This window comes from Streptomyces sp. NPDC004788, from assembly GCF_053601115.1.
Window position 1 is genome coordinate 20,145 of record NZ_JBSGBF010000084.1, and the last position, 14,907, is coordinate 35,051.

Sequence of the window (14,907 nt, forward strand, 5' to 3'; positions counted from 1 at the left end):
ACCCGCGTCGGCCGATCACCGCCGCGCCCACCGTCCGACCCGCGTCGGCTGACCACCGCCGCGCCCACCGTCTGACCTCCGTACCGAGGGAGTACGTACGCCATGACCACTCCGCGACTTCGGCATGCCCGCCGCCCGGGCGCCGTCCTCGCCGCGACCGCGCTGCTCGGCGCCGTCGCCACCGCCGCCGCGAGCCCGGCCGGCGCCGCTCCGACGCCGACCCCGACCCCGCGCCCGACCGCGACGCCGACCCGGCCCGCCCCCGCTCCGGCCGACTGCTCCGCCGCGTACCGCATCGAGCAGAAGCTCGACGGCGGCACCGTCTGGCGCATGTGCTGGCGCTACTCGACCGACTCCGGGCTGATCCTGGACAAGGTGACCTACCAGCCGCCCGGCGAGCCCAAGCCCATCCGGGTCCTCAACAGCGCCAAGCTCGCCCAGATCCACGTCCCGTACGACAACGGCAAGGCCGAGTACGACGACCTGACCGGCGCCGGCTTCGGCTGGGGCCTGCAGGCCCTGAAGCCCGGCGAGTGCCCCGGCGGCACCATCACCTCCGTGAAGGTGCCCGACGTCGGCAGGATCAACGGCCTGTGCACCACCACCCGGGCCCGCGGCCACGCCTACCGCATGGCCGCCGACACCGGGAACAAGGTCTGGCAGGCCCAGGGCAAGGACCTGCTCGTCTACACCGTCAACAAGGTCGGCTGGTACGAGTACATCAGCGAGTGGCGCTTCTCCTCCGACGGCGCCATAGCCGCCAACGTCGGTGCCACCGGCAGCCTTTCGCCCGTCGACTACGACGCGACCGACGGCCGCGGCTGGCCGATCGGCAGGGGCGCCCGCGACTACGCCACCAGCCACGCCCACAACGTCTTCTGGAAGCTGGACTTCGGCCTCGACGGCAGCTCCAAGGGCCGCATCGAGCAGTACGACTCCAAGGTCACCCCGCCGGCCCGCGACGGCAGCCCGACCGTGAAGACCACCCGCACCCCCGTCACCAAGGAACTGGCCGGGGACGCCGCCAACATGCGCTGGTGGCGGGTGGTGAGCGCGACCGGCAAGAACAAGGACGGGCACCAGCGCTCGTACGAGATCGTGCCCGGCCACACCAACACCTACGGGGGCCGTCCCTTCACCAAGCACGACATCTACTTCACCCAGGCGCGCGCCTGTGAGCAGTTCGCCAGCAACAACATCCTGAACTGCGGCCGGGGCGCGCCCGACAGCGTGGACAAGTGGGTCAACGGCGAGACCCTGACCAATCCGGCCGTCTGGGTCAACATCGGGTTCCACCACATCGCCCGGGACGAGGACCAGCAGCCGATGCCGGTCCACTGGCAGGGTTTCCAGCTTCTGCCCAGGGACGTAACCGCTATGAATCCGCTCACTCCGGCCGATCTCGCCAACCAGAACGGCGCGCCGAACGCGGGCAGTTGAGCAACGGGCCGGGCGATCCTGCTGCACCGCCTCCCGCTCCCGGAGTACCCTTCCTTGATCGTTGTCAGGAGCAGAAGGCGGTGCGCGGGTGAGCTCGGGAGGTCTGGAGCTGCCACCGGGCGAGGCGGGTCACGACGGGGGACCGGCCGACCCCGGTGCGGCGCCGCCCGGCGCGGTCTCCGTCGTCCGGCCCGTCGAGATCGGGGCCGAGCTGGAGTGGGGCGCGGAGGCGTGGAGCGAGGTGCGGACCCGGGCCCAGCGGGCCGGCCGCGCCTACATCTGGCTCAATCTCGTCGAACAGCGGCTGCGGGCCGTCGTCGCGGCCGTGCTGCGGCCGGTGTACGAGCCGGTGCACGGCGAGGAGTGGGTGGTGGCCGCGGCCGGGCCGGCCGGCCAGGAGTGGGTCCAGCGGGCCGTCGCGGTCCGTGAGGTCTCGCGCCGCAAGGGCTATCTGCTCGACCCGGCCGACGACAACGTGCTCAGCTTCCTCACCCTCCCGCAGCTGCGGGAGCTGATGGTGCAGCACTGGCCGTGCTTCGAGCCGTACTTCGACGACCGGCGCGAGGTCGAACTCGCCCTGGACGAGCTGGAGGTGACCCGCAACGTCGTCTCCCGCAACCGGGCCCTGTCGCTGACCGTGCTCGCCCAGTCCGAGCGGGCCTCCGCCAGGCTCCTGGAGATCCTCGGGAGCGGGGCGGGGGTGCCCTCGGCCGACCGGCTGCCGGTCGACGCGGTCGAGGACCTGGTCGGCGACCGGTACGCGGACGTGGTGTCCGTCCACCCCGACCGGGTCCGGCTGCAGCGGCAGCTGCCGGCCGAAGACCTGTTCGGCGGGGCGCGCCGGCTCGACGCCACGGGCATAGGTCTCAATCTGCTCGTGCAGAACTTCTCCGGGCGGCGCATGGTCCGGCTCGCCGAGTCCGGCTGCCGGATACGGCTGCTCTTCCTGAACCCGGCCAGCAGCGCGGTCAAGCGGCGCGAGCGGGAGCTCGGCCTGAAGAAGGGCGAGCTGAGCCGCGCGGTCGAGATGAACATCCTGCACATGCGCCGGGTGCGCGCCGCGCTGCGCGACCCGGGCGCCTTCCAGATCCACGTCTTCGACGAGACCCCGCGCTTCACCGCCTATCTGGTCGACGGCGACGGCCCGGACGGGGTCGCGGTCGTCCAGCCCTATCTGCGCAAGGCGCGCGGCATGGAGGCGCCGGTCTTCGTGCTGCGCGGCGGCGGGCGGAACGTGGTGCGGTCCGGCGGTCCGGGCGGCGGCCCCGACCGTGACGAAGAACACGGACTTTTCGCGACATACCGGGAGGAGTTCGAGTCGGTCTGGCTCGACTCGCGCCCCGTCTCCTGACGCCCGCACGGGACCTCCCGGCCGCGTTGTCAGTGGCGCGTGCGAAGGTTTTCAGCACCACGGGGGAGATCACGTAAGGAGGACCCGATGGCTTGGCATGGGGAACCACTGGTCGGCTTCGACCTGGAGACGACCGGTACGGACCCGCTGGAGGCCCGCATCGTGACGGCCTCGATCGTCGGCGTCCACGGCGGCCGGGTGGTCCGGCAGCGCGACTGGCTCGCCGACCCGGGCATCCGCATCCCGGAGCAGGCGTCCGCCATCCACGGCATCAGCAGCGAACGCGCCGCCGCCGAGGGCCGCCCGGTGCGCGAGGTGGCCGACGAGATCGCGGAGACGCTGACCGGCTACTGGGCGCAGGGCGTCCCGGTCGTCGCGTACAACGCCTCCTTCGACCTCACCCTGCTCTCCGCCGAGCTGCGCCGGCACGGACTGCCCTCACTGGAGGAGCGGCTGGGCGGTGCCGGCATAGGCCCGGTCGTCGATCCGTACACCATCGACCGCGCCGTCGACCGGTACCGCCGCGGCAAGCGCACACTCGAAGCCGTCTGCGCCGAGTACGGGGTGGAGCTGACCAGCGCCCACCAGGCGGCGGCCGACGCGCTCGCCGCCGTCCGGGTGGCCATCGCGATAGCCGAGCGGCACGCCTCGGTCGCCGCCCTCGACCCGGCCCAGCTGCATGAGCGTCAGATCGGCTGGTACCGGACCTGGGCCGAGGACTTCCAGTCCTTCCTGCGGAGGAAGGGCGACCCGGAAGCGGTGGTGGACCCGATATGGCCGCTGCGGGTGGCGGCGCCGGTGGCGGGTTAGGCGTTCTCCTTCAGGAACGAGAGCAGCAGCTCGCCGACCCGCTCCGGCTGGTCGAGCGGGAACCAGTGGCCCGCGTCCTCGACCCGCTCGTAGCGCCAGCGTCCGGTGACGTGGTCGGCCGTGGCCGTCATCTGCCGCTCGGTGAGGAAACGGTCGCCGCTGGACCAGACACCCATCACCGGGACGGTGAGCGGAGGCAGTGCCGCCGGCGCGCCCAGCTGGACCTCGATGGGCAGCCCCGCCCGGTAGATGTTCAGCGCAGCGGTCAGCCCGCCCGGGGCGCGCAGCGGCTCCAGGACCTCCGCCGCGTCCGGGTGGTCGGCGAGCATGGCGCGCAGGTTCGCGAACTCGTCCCGGGAGAGCCACTCCTCGGCGAGCCCCTCGTGCTGGAACATCGTCACGTGCCAGAGCCGCTGCCGCTGTTCCCAGCCGCCCGCACCGAAGATGGCCGCGGCGTTGCCGACCGACATGACGGTCAGGCTCGCCACCCGGTCGGGCACGACCTGAGCGAGTCCCTGCGCCACCCCGGAACCCCAGTCGTGGCCGACGACATGGAAACGGTCGACCTCCAGCCCGGCGAGGAGCTCCAGGACGTCGCCGACGTGCTTCGCCGGGTGGTACGCCTCCGGGCCGCCCTCCGGCCGGTCCGAGCCGCCGAAGCCGCGCAGGGTCGGCGCGATCGTCCGGAACCCGGCAGCGTTCAGGGCCGGGATCTGGTGGCGCCACAGCCGGTGCGAGTCGGGGAAGCCGTGCAGCAGCAGCACGACCGGGCCCTCGCCGCTCACCTCGACGTCCAGCGTGACGTCCGACAGTTCCATCCGCATCCCAACACCCCGTTCGTTACCGGCCGGTTCGACAGGGCTCATGATGTCAGAAGGGGTACCAGCGCACCTCGGGGTCGCCGTCCCGCAGCGAGGCCACCCGGCGCTCGAACTCGGCGAGCGCCTTCGGGTTGGTCGGGGCGTGCTGGGCCACCCAGGCGCAGCTCGCGGTCTCCCGCGCGCCGCGCAGCACCGCGCAGCCGTCCCAGTCGCGCACGTCCCAGCCGTACGCCTCGGTGAAGGCGTCATAGGCGGCCGGGTCCAGGCCGTAGCGGTCCCGGGAGAGGGCGAGGACCACGAGGTCGTGCTCGCGCAGATCGGAGGAGAAGGTCTCCAGGTCCACCAGGACCGGGCCGTCGGGGCCGACGTGGACGTTCCGGGGGAGGGCGTCGCCGTGGATCGGGCCGGGCGTGAGGTGCGGGGTGAGGGCGGCCGCCGCGGGGGCGAAGGAGTCGCGGCGCTCGCGCAGGAAGGCCGCGTCGGCCGGGTCGACGGCCTCGCCCGCGAGCCGCAGCCAGCGCTCGACCCCGCCCAGCAGTTCGCGGCGCGGCAGGTCGAGACCGGCCGGCTCGGGCAGGGCGTGCACGGCGAGCAGCAGCGGGGCCAGGTCGCGCGGCTCGGCGGGGCGGACGGCCTCGGGGAGCCGGTGCCACAGGGTCACCGGGTGGCCCTCGGCGAGCAGCGGCTCGGCCTCCGCGGCCCGTACGGCGGGGACACCGGCCGATTCCAGCCAGCCGGCCAGCGCCAGCTCACGCTCGGCGCGCGGCAGCAGTTCGGCGTCGCGGCCGACCTTGACCACCAGGTCGCCGAGGGCGAAGACCGCGTTCTCGCCCAGGGCGAGCAGCGTCGCCTCGTCCGCCCGCAGCTTCGCGGCGGTCAGGATCTCCCGGGCCCGCGCCTCGTCCATCGTTCTCTCCCAGCAGCAGGTGCGCCGCATGTGCGACGCCGCACGTGCGACGCCGCACGTGCGATTTCCGCCAAAGTCTCGCATCCGCGCAGGTGACCGCGCAGGTCGGCTTGACGGGCCGTCGGCCCGTCAGGACGATGACCCAGGCCGATGCAGGGTGGCAAACCTGGCAAAGGGGGCAGATCGATGAGTGTGGTGACCGCGCCCCGGCGATCCGCGGGGCGCACCGCGCGCGACCGCCCACCCGGCCCGCAGGACCGGGGGCACGGCGCCTGGTTCCTCGTCCTGCCGGCCCTGCTGCCGATCCTGCTCCTCAGCGTCGGACCGCTCCTCTACGGCCTCGCGCTCGCCTTCACCGACGCCCAGTCCGGCCGCACCCAGGCCACGAGCTGGATCGGCACCCTCAACTTCCAGGACCTGCTGCACGACACCCTCTTCTGGGAGTCCTTCCGCATCGGCCTGCTGTGGGCGGTCGGCGTCACCGTCCCGCAGTTCCTGCTCTCGCTCGGCCTCGCGCTCCTGCTGAACCAGGACCTCCGGCTCCGCGGGCTCGCCCGGGCGCTCGCGATCGTCCCCTGGGCGATGCCCGGGGTCGTCGTCGGCATCATCTGGCGGCTCGTCTACAACCCCGACGCCGGCGTCCTCAACGAGACCCTGCACGACCTCGGCCTCGGCGACGGCCGGGCCTGGCTCAGCGGCCTCGGCACCGCACTGCCCGCCGTGATCGTCGTCGGCGTCTGGGCCGGCATGCCGCAGACCACCGTCGCCCTGCTCGCCGGCGTCCAGAACACCCCGCGGGAGCTCCACGAGGCCGCCGCGCTCGACGGGGCCGGCGCCTGGCGCCGCTTCCGCACCGTCACCTGGCCCACCCTGCGACCGGTCGCCCTCGCCATCACCGCGCTCGACTTCATCTGGAACCTGAACTCCTTCGCCCTGGTCTACGTGCTGACCAACGGCGGACCCGGCGGCCGCACCCGGCTGCCGATGCTGTTCGCGTACGAGGAGGCCTTCCGCTACGGGCAGTTCGGCTACGCCGCCGCGATGGGCTGCGTACTCGTCGCCGTCGTCTCCGTACTCCTCGCCCTGTATCTCGCCGGGCGCCTGAAGGAGGACCAGTGAGGACCACGGAGGAGGACCGGTGAGGACCACGGAGGAGGACCGGTGAGGCAGCGGCCCGTACGAGCGTTCCATAGCCGCGGGGTCGCCCGCGCCGGCCAGTACGCGGCCCTCCTCGCGTATCTGGTCTTCCTCGCCCTCCCCTTCCTGTGGCTGATCTCCACCGCCTTCAAACCGGCCACGGAACTGGGCGCGCTGCACCCCACCTGGATCCCGCGGGACCCCACCCTCGACAACTTCCGGCAGGCGTTCGCCGAGCAGCCGCTCCTTCGCGCCGCCGGGAACAGCCTGCTCGCCGCGGTCGCCGCCGCCCTGATCGCGGTCGCTGTCGCGACGCCCATGGCCTACGTCCTGGCCCGGCGCCGCTCCCGGCTCGGCACGGCCGCCACCGGCTGGGTCGTGGTCAGCCAGGCCTTCCCGTTCGTCCTCCTGATCATCCCGCTCTTCCTCGTCCTCAAGAGGCTCCACCTCGTCAACAGCCTGGCCGGTCTGGTCCTGGTGTACGTGGTGTGGTCCCTGCCCTTCGCGCTGTGGATGCTCACGGGGTACGTACGGGCCGTGCCGCGCGAGCTGGAGGAGGCCGCGGCCGTCGACGGCGCCGGCAAGCTCCGTACCCTCGTCTCGGTCACCGCGCCGCTGCTCGCCCCGGGCCTGGTCGCCACCGCGCTGTTCGCCTTCGTCACCGCGTGGAACGAGTTCTTCTTCGCGCTCGTCCTGCTCAAGTCCCCGGAGCGGCAGACCCTGCCCGTCGTCCTCACTCACTTCCTCGGCGCGGAGGGCGTCGCCGACCTCGGGCCGCTCGCCGCCGCGGCCATCCTCGCCACCCTGCCCTCGCTGCTCGTCTTCGCCCTGATCCAGCGGCGCATCACGGGCGGGACGCTGACCGGGGCGGTGAAGTCATGAGACGCGTACGGATGCCGGTCGCACGGTTCCCGGTCGCGCGGCTCCGGGTCGCACGGTTCCCGGTCGCACGGCCCCGGGTCGCACGGATGCCGGGCGTCCTCCTCGTGGTCCTCGTGCTGCTGCTCACCGGCTGCACAGCCGGCCACGACCGCGACCACGACAGCGGCGGCGTGGTCCGGCTCCGGTTCCTCTCCCTCGCCTGGCAGAAGGAGTCCGTCGACGCCAACAAGGCCCTGGTGAAGGAGTGGAACGCCGGCCATCCCGGTATCCAGGTCGAGTACGTCCAGGGCAGCTGGGACTCCGTCCACGACCAGCTGCTCACCTCCTTCGAGGGCGGCGAGGCGCCCGACCTGATCCACGACGCCTCGGACGACCTCGCCGACTTCGCGTACGGCGGCTACCTCGCCGATCTGCGCCCGCTGCTCTCCGCACGGCTGCGCGCCGACATCCCCGCGCACAGCTGGCGGACCACGACCGTCGGCGACGGGATCTACGGCGTGCCGTTCCTCCAGGAGCCGCGCGTGATCATGGCCAACCGGACGCTGCTCCGGCAGGCCGGGGTACGCCTGCCGACACCCGAACGCCCCTGGACCTGGACCGAGTTCCGGCAGGTCGGTCGGGACCTGACGGCGAAGCTGGGGGAGGGGCGGTACGCGGTCGCCTGGCCGCTCAGGGAGCCCGTCTCCGTCTCGCTCAACCTGGGAGTCTCCGCCGGCGGCCGGCTCTTCCACCGTGGCGCCGACGGCAAGGTCACCGTCCGCTTCACCGAGGCCGACGCCGTCGTCCCCGGCACCCTGCGCGCCATGGCCGGCGCCGACGGTTCCGCCTCCCGCGCCACCCTCGGCAGCGGCGGCTCCGACACCCTGCCCGGCTTCTTCGCCGGGAAGTACGCGATGGTCCCGCTGGGCTTCTCGTACCGGCAGCAGATCGTGCAGCAGGCCCCGAAGGGCTTCGACTGGACCGTCCTGCCCGCGCCCGCCGGCGCCGACGGGCTCGCACAGGGCGTCAGCCCGCAGACCCTCTCGATCGCCCGGGACAGCCCGCACCAGCGGGAGGCCGCGGCCTTCCTCGACTTCTTCCTCCAGCCCCGCAACACCGTCCGGCTCGCGCTCGGCGACTGGATGCTGCCCACCTCCACCGCCGCCCTCGCCGATCCGGCCCTGCACACCGCGGAGTTCGGCTGGGCCACCGGTGCGGCGGTCGCGCGGCGACTGCGCCCGGCGCCCGCGCAGTCGGTGCGCGGCTACCCGGAGTGGAAGGACAAGGTGGCCACCCCGGCCTTCCAGGAGTACTACAGCGGCGCCATCGACACCGCAGAGCTGCGCCGGCGTCTGGAGGAGGACGGCAACCGGGTCCTCGCCCGCTACCAACGCGGCTGACCGCAGGACCACCGGGCCGCGAACAGCGCGCCGAATGGGGCGGGTTGAGACGACTCGCCCCATTCCCCTTTTTGAGAAACCTTGTTGAAGAAGTCACAGGTGTGTGAAGCCCTTGATTTGCACTCGTCAATCAGACAAGGTTTCGGGTGAGCCGCCGGAAGAGTTTCGTCCGGAAGCTCAACCCCCCACAAAAACCTGACGAGGAGACCCCTCTTCATGGCAATACACAAGCGTGACCGCAAGCAGGTCCGGATCATCGCCATCACGACCGCGATCGCCGCGGCCGCCGGAGTGACCGTCCTCACCGGCCCGTTCGCCGGAGCGACGCCCGCACCCGCCGAAGGAACCGTCTACGGCCTCGGCGCCAAGGGCGCCGTGGCGGGCAGCTACGTCGTGCTGCTCGACGAGAAGACCGGCCGGGACGGCAAGAGCGAACTGGCCAAGGAGTACGGCGGCACCCTGCGCCGCAGCTACGACTCCAGCGTCAACGGCTTCTCCGTCAACAACCTCACCGAGACCGAGGCCAAGCGCCTCGCCGCCGACCCGGCCGTCGCCAAGGTCGTCCAGAACCGCAGGTTCACGATCGAGGAGACCCAGGAGAACCCGCCGTCCTGGGGCCTCGACCGGGTCGACCAGACCGACACCGCCGGGGACGACAAGTACACCTACCCCGACAGCGCGGGCGAGGGCGTCACCGCGTACGTCATCGACACCGGCGTCCGGATCAGCCACCAGGACTTCGGCGGCCGGGCCTCGTACGGCTTCGACGCCGTCGACAACGACGACACGGCCCAGGACGGCAACGGCCACGGCACGCACGTCGCCGGGACCATCGCCGGGTCCACGTACGGCATCGCCAAGAAGGCGAAGATCGTCGCCGTGCGCGTCCTCGACGACAACGGCTCCGGCACCACGGAGCAGGTCGTCGCGGGCATCGACTGGGTCACCCAGCACCACCAGGGCCCGTCCGTCGCCAACATGAGCCTGGGCGGCGGCGCCGACCCGGCGCTCGACGACGCGGTCCGCAAGGCCATCGCGTCCGGCGTCACCTTCGGCGTCGCGGCCGGCAACGAGTCCGCCGACGCCGGCCAGGGCTCCCCGGCCCGCGTCACCGAGGCGATCACCGTGGCCTCGTCCACCAAGGACGACCAGCAGTCCGACTTCTCCAACTTCGGCTCGGTCGTGGACCTCTACGCCCCGGGCTCGGAGATCACCTCGGCCTGGAACGACAGCGACACCGGCACCAAGACCATCTCCGGCACCTCCATGGCCACCCCGCACGTGGTCGGCGCCGCCGCCGTCTACCTGGGCGCCCACCAGGACGCCACACCGGACCAGGTCGCCCAGGCGCTCGTCGCCGGGGCTACCCCGGACAAGATCGGCAACGCGAGCCCCGGTACCGCCAACAAGCTGCTGAGGATCGTCGAGTAGCGGGCCCGTAGCCCACGGGAAGCCTTGAACGGCGGCCGCCGCGCCCTCCCCCACGGGGCGCGGCGGCCGTCTTATGGTGTGCGCATGACGACGACCTACGCCCTGCTGCTCCGCGGGATCAACGTCAGCGGACGCAACAAGGTCCCCATGGCGGAGCTCCGTTCACTCCTCGAAGGGCTCGGCCACCACGGGGTGAAGACCTACCTCCAGAGCGGCAACGCGGTGTTCAGCACGGACGCCGGCGGCACCGAGGAGGAGCACGCGGCGGCGATCGAAGCCGCGATCGAGGACCACTTCGGCTTCCGCGTCGCCTGCCTCGTACGGGACCACGAGTACCTCGCCGCCGTCGAGGCCGACTGCCCCTTCCCCGCCGCCGAACTGGAGGGCAAGCAGCTGCACGCCCTCTACTACTCGGGTCCCGTCACCGCCGAACGCTTCGCCGCGCTCGACCAGGAGGCCTTCCGTCCCGAGGCGTTCGCGCTCGGCGACCGCGTCCTCTACCTCTACACGCCGGAGGGCCTCGGCCGGTCCAAGCTCGGCGAGGCCGTCTCCCGGCCCTCCCTCTACAAGGACGTCACCGTCACCGCGCGCAACTGGAACACCGTCCGCAAGCTCGTGGAGATGACGGCCCCCGAGGACTGACGGGCGGGGCGGTCGCTCCGGTCGATCGGTCCGGTCGATCGGTCCGGCCGATCGACCCCATCAAATGGCCCAGTCGAACAGCTCGTGATTGGCCCGCTCCCGCGGGCCATCCCGTGACTACTGTTCCTTCCATGACAACGACTGTGGACTTCTACTTCGACCCCGCCTGCCCCTTCGCCTGGATCACCTCCCGCTGGATCCTCGAGGTTGAGCGGCAGCGCGACCTCGACGTGCGCTTCCGGCTGATGAGCCTCTACTTCCACAACGAGGGCAACGAACTGCCCGACTGGTACCGCACCCTCGTCGACGCCTCCATCGGCCCGGTCCGGGTGGCCGCCGCCGCGGCCGAGCAGCACGGCGAGGAGATCCTGCGCCCGCTCTACACCGCGTACGGCACCCGCATCCACGACCAGAAGAACAAGGACTTCGACGCGGTGATCGCCGAGTCCCTCGCCGAACTCGGCCTCCCCGCCGCTCTCGCCGAGGCGGCCGAGGACTCCTCGTACGACGCCGCCGTCCGCGTCAGCCACGACGCCGGCAAGGACCCGGAGGCCGGCGCGTACGTGGGCACGCCGACGATCCACGTCGACGGCACGGCCTGGTTCGGCCCCGTCCTGCGCGCCATCCCGCGCGGCGAGAAGGCCGCCGAACTCTTCGACAGCTTCCGCGTCCTGGCCTCGCACCCCGACCTCTTCGAACTGAAGCGGGAGCGCTCGGGCGGGCTCGACTTCAGCTGATCGGCCTCAGCCGGGCCGCCTCTTCGGCCGCGTCGCCCGCCCCGCGACCAGTGCCCGGCGGATCTCGGCGGCCGTCCGGTGGGCGTGCTCGGTCGTGGCGGTGGTCTCCGCGGTGCCGGGCACGAAGCGGTGCCCGGGCTCCCTGCAGTACGGGCACGGGGCGCCGTCCGGCACCAGGTGGCCGTCCTCGCAGGCGGGGTTGCGGCACGGCCCGCGGCCGACGAGGAACTCGGCGATCTCCTGCGGGGCCCAGCGGCGCCGGTCGTCCTCGTCGCGCTCGTGCAGGGCGTGGGACCAGCGGGTGTGCCAGCGGCGCTCGACGCGGTCGAGGAGCTGGGCGGGGGTGCGGTGGGCGAGTTCGGCGTACAGGATGTCGGGCAGGCTGCGCGGCAGGGAGAAGCCGAGGGCCTGGAGCAGCGGCTGCGGGAAGCCCTGCATGACGAAGCCGATCGGATCGCTCCCCGGGCCCCGCTTCCATCTCCGGCACCCGCACGTACCGCTCTCCGGAAGCGCGGCGCCGCACCGCCCGCACCGGCCACGGCAGTCCGCGCACACTCCGCCGTCCAGGCCGTCGAGGTGCGGCGCCGGCGCCCGGCCGCACTCCCGGCAGCAGGCCGCGCACGGTCCGCAGAGCCGCTCCTCGCCGAGCCGGGTCGTCCAGGAGCGCTGCTGGCAGCGGCAGCACAGCCGGCTCTGGCAGTAGTCACCCACTCCGGGTCTCCCTTCGGAGCTCGGACGTTCTTCTGGCATGTGCCTCGGGCACACCCGGAACAACGATCCGATGATCCGAAGGAAACGCCCTGCCGGGTCGTCGGCTGTCGCGAAACTTCAAGACCGCGTCGCGACCCCTCCGTAACGTGACCGGCATGAACGCGATCCACGACCACCTCACCGCCTGCGCCGCCGAATCCGCCCGCGTCACCCGGGGCATCGGCACCGAGCAGCTCGCCGGCCCGTCCGTCTGCGCCGGCTGGACCGTCCGCGAACTCGCCAACCACCTGGTCCTCTACTCCGCGCACGGCCTGGAGCACCGCGCGCTGCGGACCCAGCTCCCCGAGGAGACCGTCCAGCGGGACTTCACGGCCGACGCCGACTGGCCCGAGCGGTACCGCGCGCAGCTCGACCGCGCGCTCGCCGCCTGGGAGAAGCCCGAAGCCTGGGAGGGCGACGTCGACCTCGGCGGCAGCGCCGTGCCGGCCGCCGAGATCGCCGCCATGCTCGTCCTCGAACTCGCCCTGCACGGCTGGGACCTGGCGCGCTCCACGGGCCAGGAGTACGACCTGCCGGAGGACACCGGCGCCTATGTGCTCGACGTGGTCGGGCGCTACGCCGAGATGTACCGGGAGTACGAAGGGTTCGACGCGCCCGTCGACGTACCAGCCGGGGCCCCGTCGCTGGAGAAGGCCGTCGCCCTGAGCGGCCGCAGGGTCTGAGCCGCCGCCGCGTACCGCTCCAGGAGCAGCCGCGCCAGCTCGGGCGACGGACCGAGGACGTCCGCGAGGACGTCCGCCGCCGCCTCGGCCGCGCCCGACGCGATGCGGTCGGGCAGCCGGCCCGGGGCGATCACGTACGGGGACACCGCGACCCGGCGGACGCCCGGCTCGGCGCGCAGCGCCCGTACGGCGTCCTCCGTACGCGGAAGAGATGCGGAGGCGAACGCAGGTCGCACGGAGCACCAACCGGTGCGCCGCAGCTCCCGCGCCGTTTCAGCGATCACTGCGATCGCCTCCGGGTCGGTGGAGCCCGCCGAGGCCAGGACGACCCCGGTCGTGCTCTTGTCGGCGGGCGTGAGCCCCGCCTCGTACAGCCGCCGCTCGACCGCGCCGAGCAGCAGCGGCGACGGGCCCAGGACCTCCGCCTGGCGGACGGTCAGGGACGCGGGGGCCTGCCGCAGTACGGCGGGGATGTCGGCCTTCGCGTGGAAGGCGCGGGTCAGCAGCAGAGGCAGCGCCACCACCTCCCGCACCCCCTCCGCGGCGAGCCGGTCGAGCACCCCGGTCACCGACGGCAGGTTGAAGTCCAGGAACGCCGTCTCCACGCGCAGCCCGGGCCGCAGCAGACCGGCCCGGCGCACCAGCGCCTGGACGGTGGCCGCGTGCCGCGGATCGCGGCTGCCGTGGGCGACGACGAGGAGAACCGGCGCACTCATGGTCAGCCCTTCACCAGCAGGCCGCGGCGGCGCAGCACCGCGCGCTCCAGGGGGCTGAAGATCAGCAGGTCGATGGCGACGCCGACGAGCAGGATCAGGATGATCGCGAGGAAGATCCCCGGCATGTCGAAGTTGTTCCGGCCGTTCTCCAGGAGCTGGCCCAGGCCCAGGCCCAGGTCGGGCGAGGAGGCGATGATCTCCGCCGCCATCAGCGAGCGCCACGAGAACGCCCAGCCCTGCTTCAGGCCCGCGAGGTAGCCGGGCAGCGCGGCCGGCATCACGATGTGCCACGCGCCCTTCAGGCCGGTCGCGCCGAGCGTCTGGCCGGCCCGCAGGTACAGCGGCGGGACCTGGTCCACGCCCGCGACCAGGCCGTTGGCGATGGACGGCACGGCGCCGAGCAGGATGACAGCGAACATCATGCTGTCGTTGAGGCCGAGCCACAGCACCGCCGGCGCCACCCAGGCGACCGAGGGCAGCGACTGCAGACCGGACAGGATCGGGCCGATCGCCGTGCGGATCACGCCCACCCGGGCCACGATCAGGCCCAGCGGCGTGCCGATCGCGAGGGCGAGCAGGAAGCCGAGCAGCGCCCGGGACACGCTGGTCCACAGCACGCCGAGGAGCGTGCCCTCCAGCCACATCGTCTCCAGGCTGCCCCACACGGCGCCCGGCGAGGGCAGCTTGCCCTCGTCGGCGACCTTCAGGGTGACCAGGAGCTGCCACACCACCAGGACCAGGACGATGGCCAGGGTCGGCGGCAGGACCTTCTTCAGCAGGATCTCGCGCACCGGGGCCCGGCGGACCTGCACGCTGTCCAGGGCGTCGAGCCCGGCCTCCAGGCCGGCGAGGTCGTCGGTCTTGACGGCGTCCTCGACGCCGCCGGAGACGGTCTCAGTGCTGGCCATGACGGCGGATCTCCCCACGCAGGTGTTCGGTGATCTCGAGGGACAGCTCGGCGACGTCGGCGTCCTCGATGCGGCGCGGCTGCGGGATGTCGATGGTCCACTCCCGGGCGATGCGGCCGGGCCGGGACGAGAGCAGGACGACCCGCTCGGCGAGGCGCACGGCCTCGCGCACGTTGTGGGTGACGAACAGGACCGACAGCCGGGTCTCGCGCCAGATCCGGGTCAGCTCGTCGTGCAGCACGTCCCGGGTGATGGCGTCGAGCGCGGCGAACGGCTCGTCCATCAGGAGCAGGTCGCTGGCCTGGGCGAGGGC

15 protein-coding genes and 1 pseudogene are annotated in these 14,907 nt (G+C 72.6%); 10 read left to right on the forward strand and 6 right to left on the reverse strand.

Features of this window, described 5'->3' with window-relative positions; all coding sequences use genetic code 11:
• The first annotated feature begins 102 nt into the window (after positions 1 to 102).
• From ACWEJX_RS28930 to ACWEJX_RS28940, 3 genes are all read left to right on the forward strand, one after another.
• Positions 103 to 1,440: a copper amine oxidase gene (locus ACWEJX_RS28930; protein WP_451610357.1), complete on the forward strand. Its 1,338-nt coding sequence runs from the start codon at positions 103 to 105 to the stop codon at positions 1,438 to 1,440.
• Positions 1,441 to 1,528: 88 nt separating this feature from the next.
• Positions 1,529 to 2,791: an SAV2148 family HEPN domain-containing protein gene (locus ACWEJX_RS28935; protein WP_451610358.1), complete on the forward strand. Its 1,263-nt coding sequence runs from the start codon at positions 1,529 to 1,531 to the stop codon at positions 2,789 to 2,791.
• Positions 2,792 to 2,878: 87 nt separating this feature from the next.
• Positions 2,879 to 3,601: an exonuclease domain-containing protein gene (locus ACWEJX_RS28940; RefSeq protein WP_451610359.1), complete on the forward strand. Its 723-nt coding sequence runs from the start codon at positions 2,879 to 2,881 to the stop codon at positions 3,599 to 3,601.
• On the opposite strand, the gene ACWEJX_RS28945 is transcribed toward ACWEJX_RS28940, so the two are convergent.
• Both ACWEJX_RS28945 and ACWEJX_RS28950 read right to left on the reverse strand, forming a co-directional pair.
• Positions 3,598 to 4,425 carry an alpha/beta fold hydrolase gene (locus ACWEJX_RS28945; RefSeq protein WP_451610360.1) on the reverse strand — a complete coding sequence of 276 codons (828 nt, stop codon included), beginning with the start codon at positions 4,423 to 4,425 and terminating at the stop codon, positions 3,598 to 3,600. The genes ACWEJX_RS28940 and ACWEJX_RS28945 overlap by 4 nt on opposite strands.
• A 46-nt stretch (positions 4,426 to 4,471) precedes the next feature.
• Positions 4,472 to 5,329 (reverse strand): phosphotransferase enzyme family protein, encoded by an 858-nt coding sequence (locus tag ACWEJX_RS28950; RefSeq protein ID WP_451610361.1) that lies wholly within the window; start codon positions 5,327 to 5,329, stop codon positions 4,472 to 4,474.
• Between the two features lie 186 nt (positions 5,330 to 5,515).
• Between ACWEJX_RS28950 and ACWEJX_RS28955 the strand changes: the two genes are divergently transcribed.
• The 6 genes from ACWEJX_RS28955 to ACWEJX_RS28980 all read left to right on the forward strand — a co-directional run bounded on the left by ACWEJX_RS28955 (position 5,516) and on the right by ACWEJX_RS28980 (position 11,537).
• Positions 5,516 to 6,448, forward strand: coding sequence for a carbohydrate ABC transporter permease (locus tag ACWEJX_RS28955; protein WP_451610362.1), 933 nt, complete (start codon positions 5,516 to 5,518; stop codon positions 6,446 to 6,448).
• A 42-nt stretch (positions 6,449 to 6,490) separates the two neighbouring features.
• Entirely contained in the window at positions 6,491 to 7,348 is an 858-nt protein-coding gene (locus ACWEJX_RS28960) for a carbohydrate ABC transporter permease (RefSeq protein ID WP_451610363.1), read from the forward strand.
• 86 nt (positions 7,349 to 7,434) lie between these two features.
• The gene (locus ACWEJX_RS28965; RefSeq protein ID WP_451610371.1) at positions 7,435 to 8,727 is read left to right on the forward strand and encodes an ABC transporter substrate-binding protein; all 1,293 of its coding nucleotides are present in this window, start codon (positions 7,435 to 7,437) and stop codon (positions 8,725 to 8,727) included.
• Positions 8,728 to 8,943: 216 nt separating this feature from the next.
• Positions 8,944 to 10,158 (forward strand): S8 family serine peptidase, encoded by a 1,215-nt coding sequence (locus ACWEJX_RS28970; RefSeq protein WP_451610364.1) that lies wholly within the window; start codon positions 8,944 to 8,946, stop codon positions 10,156 to 10,158.
• Between the two features lie 84 nt (positions 10,159 to 10,242).
• Positions 10,243 to 10,800 (forward strand): DUF1697 domain-containing protein, encoded by a 558-nt coding sequence (locus tag ACWEJX_RS28975; RefSeq protein WP_451610365.1) that lies wholly within the window; start codon positions 10,243 to 10,245, stop codon positions 10,798 to 10,800.
• A 131-nt stretch (positions 10,801 to 10,931) separates the two neighbouring features.
• Positions 10,932 to 11,537 (forward strand): mycothiol-dependent nitroreductase Rv2466c family protein, encoded by a 606-nt coding sequence (locus tag ACWEJX_RS28980; protein WP_451610366.1) that lies wholly within the window; start codon positions 10,932 to 10,934, stop codon positions 11,535 to 11,537.
• Positions 11,538 to 11,543: 6 nt separating this feature from the next.
• On the opposite strand, the gene ACWEJX_RS28985 is transcribed toward ACWEJX_RS28980, so the two are convergent.
• Positions 11,544 to 12,287 carry a hypothetical protein gene (locus ACWEJX_RS28985; RefSeq protein WP_451610367.1) on the reverse strand — a complete coding sequence of 248 codons (744 nt, stop codon included), beginning with the start codon at positions 12,285 to 12,287 and terminating at the stop codon, positions 11,544 to 11,546.
• Positions 12,288 to 12,403: 116 nt separating this feature from the next.
• On the opposite strand from ACWEJX_RS28985, the gene ACWEJX_RS28990 reads away from it, so the two are divergent.
• Positions 12,404 to 12,970, forward strand: coding sequence for a TIGR03086 family metal-binding protein (locus ACWEJX_RS28990; protein ID WP_451610368.1), 567 nt, complete (start codon positions 12,404 to 12,406; stop codon positions 12,968 to 12,970).
• On the opposite strand, the gene ACWEJX_RS28995 is transcribed toward ACWEJX_RS28990, so the two are convergent.
• The 3 genes and pseudogenes from ACWEJX_RS28995 to ACWEJX_RS29005 form a co-directional block, all read right to left on the reverse strand.
• Positions 12,862 to 13,686, reverse strand: a complete 825-nt coding sequence (locus ACWEJX_RS28995) for a sirohydrochlorin chelatase (RefSeq protein ID WP_451610369.1) — start codon at positions 13,684 to 13,686, stop codon at positions 12,862 to 12,864. The two genes, ACWEJX_RS28990 and ACWEJX_RS28995, sit on opposite strands and share 109 nt — an antisense overlap.
• Before the next feature lie 2 nt (positions 13,687 to 13,688).
• Entirely contained in the window at positions 13,689 to 14,594 is a 906-nt protein-coding gene (locus ACWEJX_RS29000) for an ABC transporter permease (RefSeq protein ID WP_451610370.1), read from the reverse strand.
• Positions 14,581 to 14,907: pseudogene (locus ACWEJX_RS29005) on the reverse strand (ABC transporter ATP-binding protein); the annotation flags it as partial. The gene ACWEJX_RS29000 and the pseudogene ACWEJX_RS29005, both read right to left, overlap by 14 nt.

Excerpts from the sequence above, each read along its gene's own strand:
- ACWEJX_RS28930 (WP_451610357.1), top strand. The coding sequence starts at position 103 with ATGACCACTCCGCGACTTCGGCATGCCCGCCGCCCGGGCGCCGTCCTC.
- ACWEJX_RS28940 (WP_451610359.1), top strand. The coding sequence starts at position 2,879 with ATGGCTTGGCATGGGGAACCACTGGTCGGCTTCGACCTGGAGACGACC.
- ACWEJX_RS28945 (WP_451610360.1), bottom strand. The coding sequence starts at position 4,425 with ATGCGGATGGAACTGTCGGACGTCACGCTGGACGTCGAGGTGAGCGGC.
- ACWEJX_RS28950 (WP_451610361.1), bottom strand. The coding sequence starts at position 5,329 with ATGGACGAGGCGCGGGCCCGGGAGATCCTGACCGCCGCGAAGCTGCGG.
- ACWEJX_RS28955 (WP_451610362.1), top strand. The coding sequence starts at position 5,516 with ATGAGTGTGGTGACCGCGCCCCGGCGATCCGCGGGGCGCACCGCGCGC.
- ACWEJX_RS28965 (WP_451610371.1), top strand. The coding sequence starts at position 7,435 with ATGCCGGGCGTCCTCCTCGTGGTCCTCGTGCTGCTGCTCACCGGCTGC.
- ACWEJX_RS28970 (WP_451610364.1), top strand. The coding sequence starts at position 8,944 with ATGGCAATACACAAGCGTGACCGCAAGCAGGTCCGGATCATCGCCATC.
- ACWEJX_RS28975 (WP_451610365.1), top strand. The coding sequence starts at position 10,243 with ATGACGACGACCTACGCCCTGCTGCTCCGCGGGATCAACGTCAGCGGA.
- ACWEJX_RS28980 (WP_451610366.1), top strand. The coding sequence starts at position 10,932 with ATGACAACGACTGTGGACTTCTACTTCGACCCCGCCTGCCCCTTCGCC.
- ACWEJX_RS28985 (WP_451610367.1), bottom strand. The coding sequence starts at position 12,287 with ATGCCAGAAGAACGTCCGAGCTCCGAAGGGAGACCCGGAGTGGGTGAC.
- ACWEJX_RS28990 (WP_451610368.1), top strand. The coding sequence starts at position 12,404 with ATGAACGCGATCCACGACCACCTCACCGCCTGCGCCGCCGAATCCGCC.
- ACWEJX_RS28995 (WP_451610369.1), bottom strand. The coding sequence starts at position 13,686 with ATGAGTGCGCCGGTTCTCCTCGTCGTCGCCCACGGCAGCCGCGATCCG.
- ACWEJX_RS29000 (WP_451610370.1), bottom strand. The coding sequence starts at position 14,594 with ATGGCCAGCACTGAGACCGTCTCCGGCGGCGTCGAGGACGCCGTCAAG.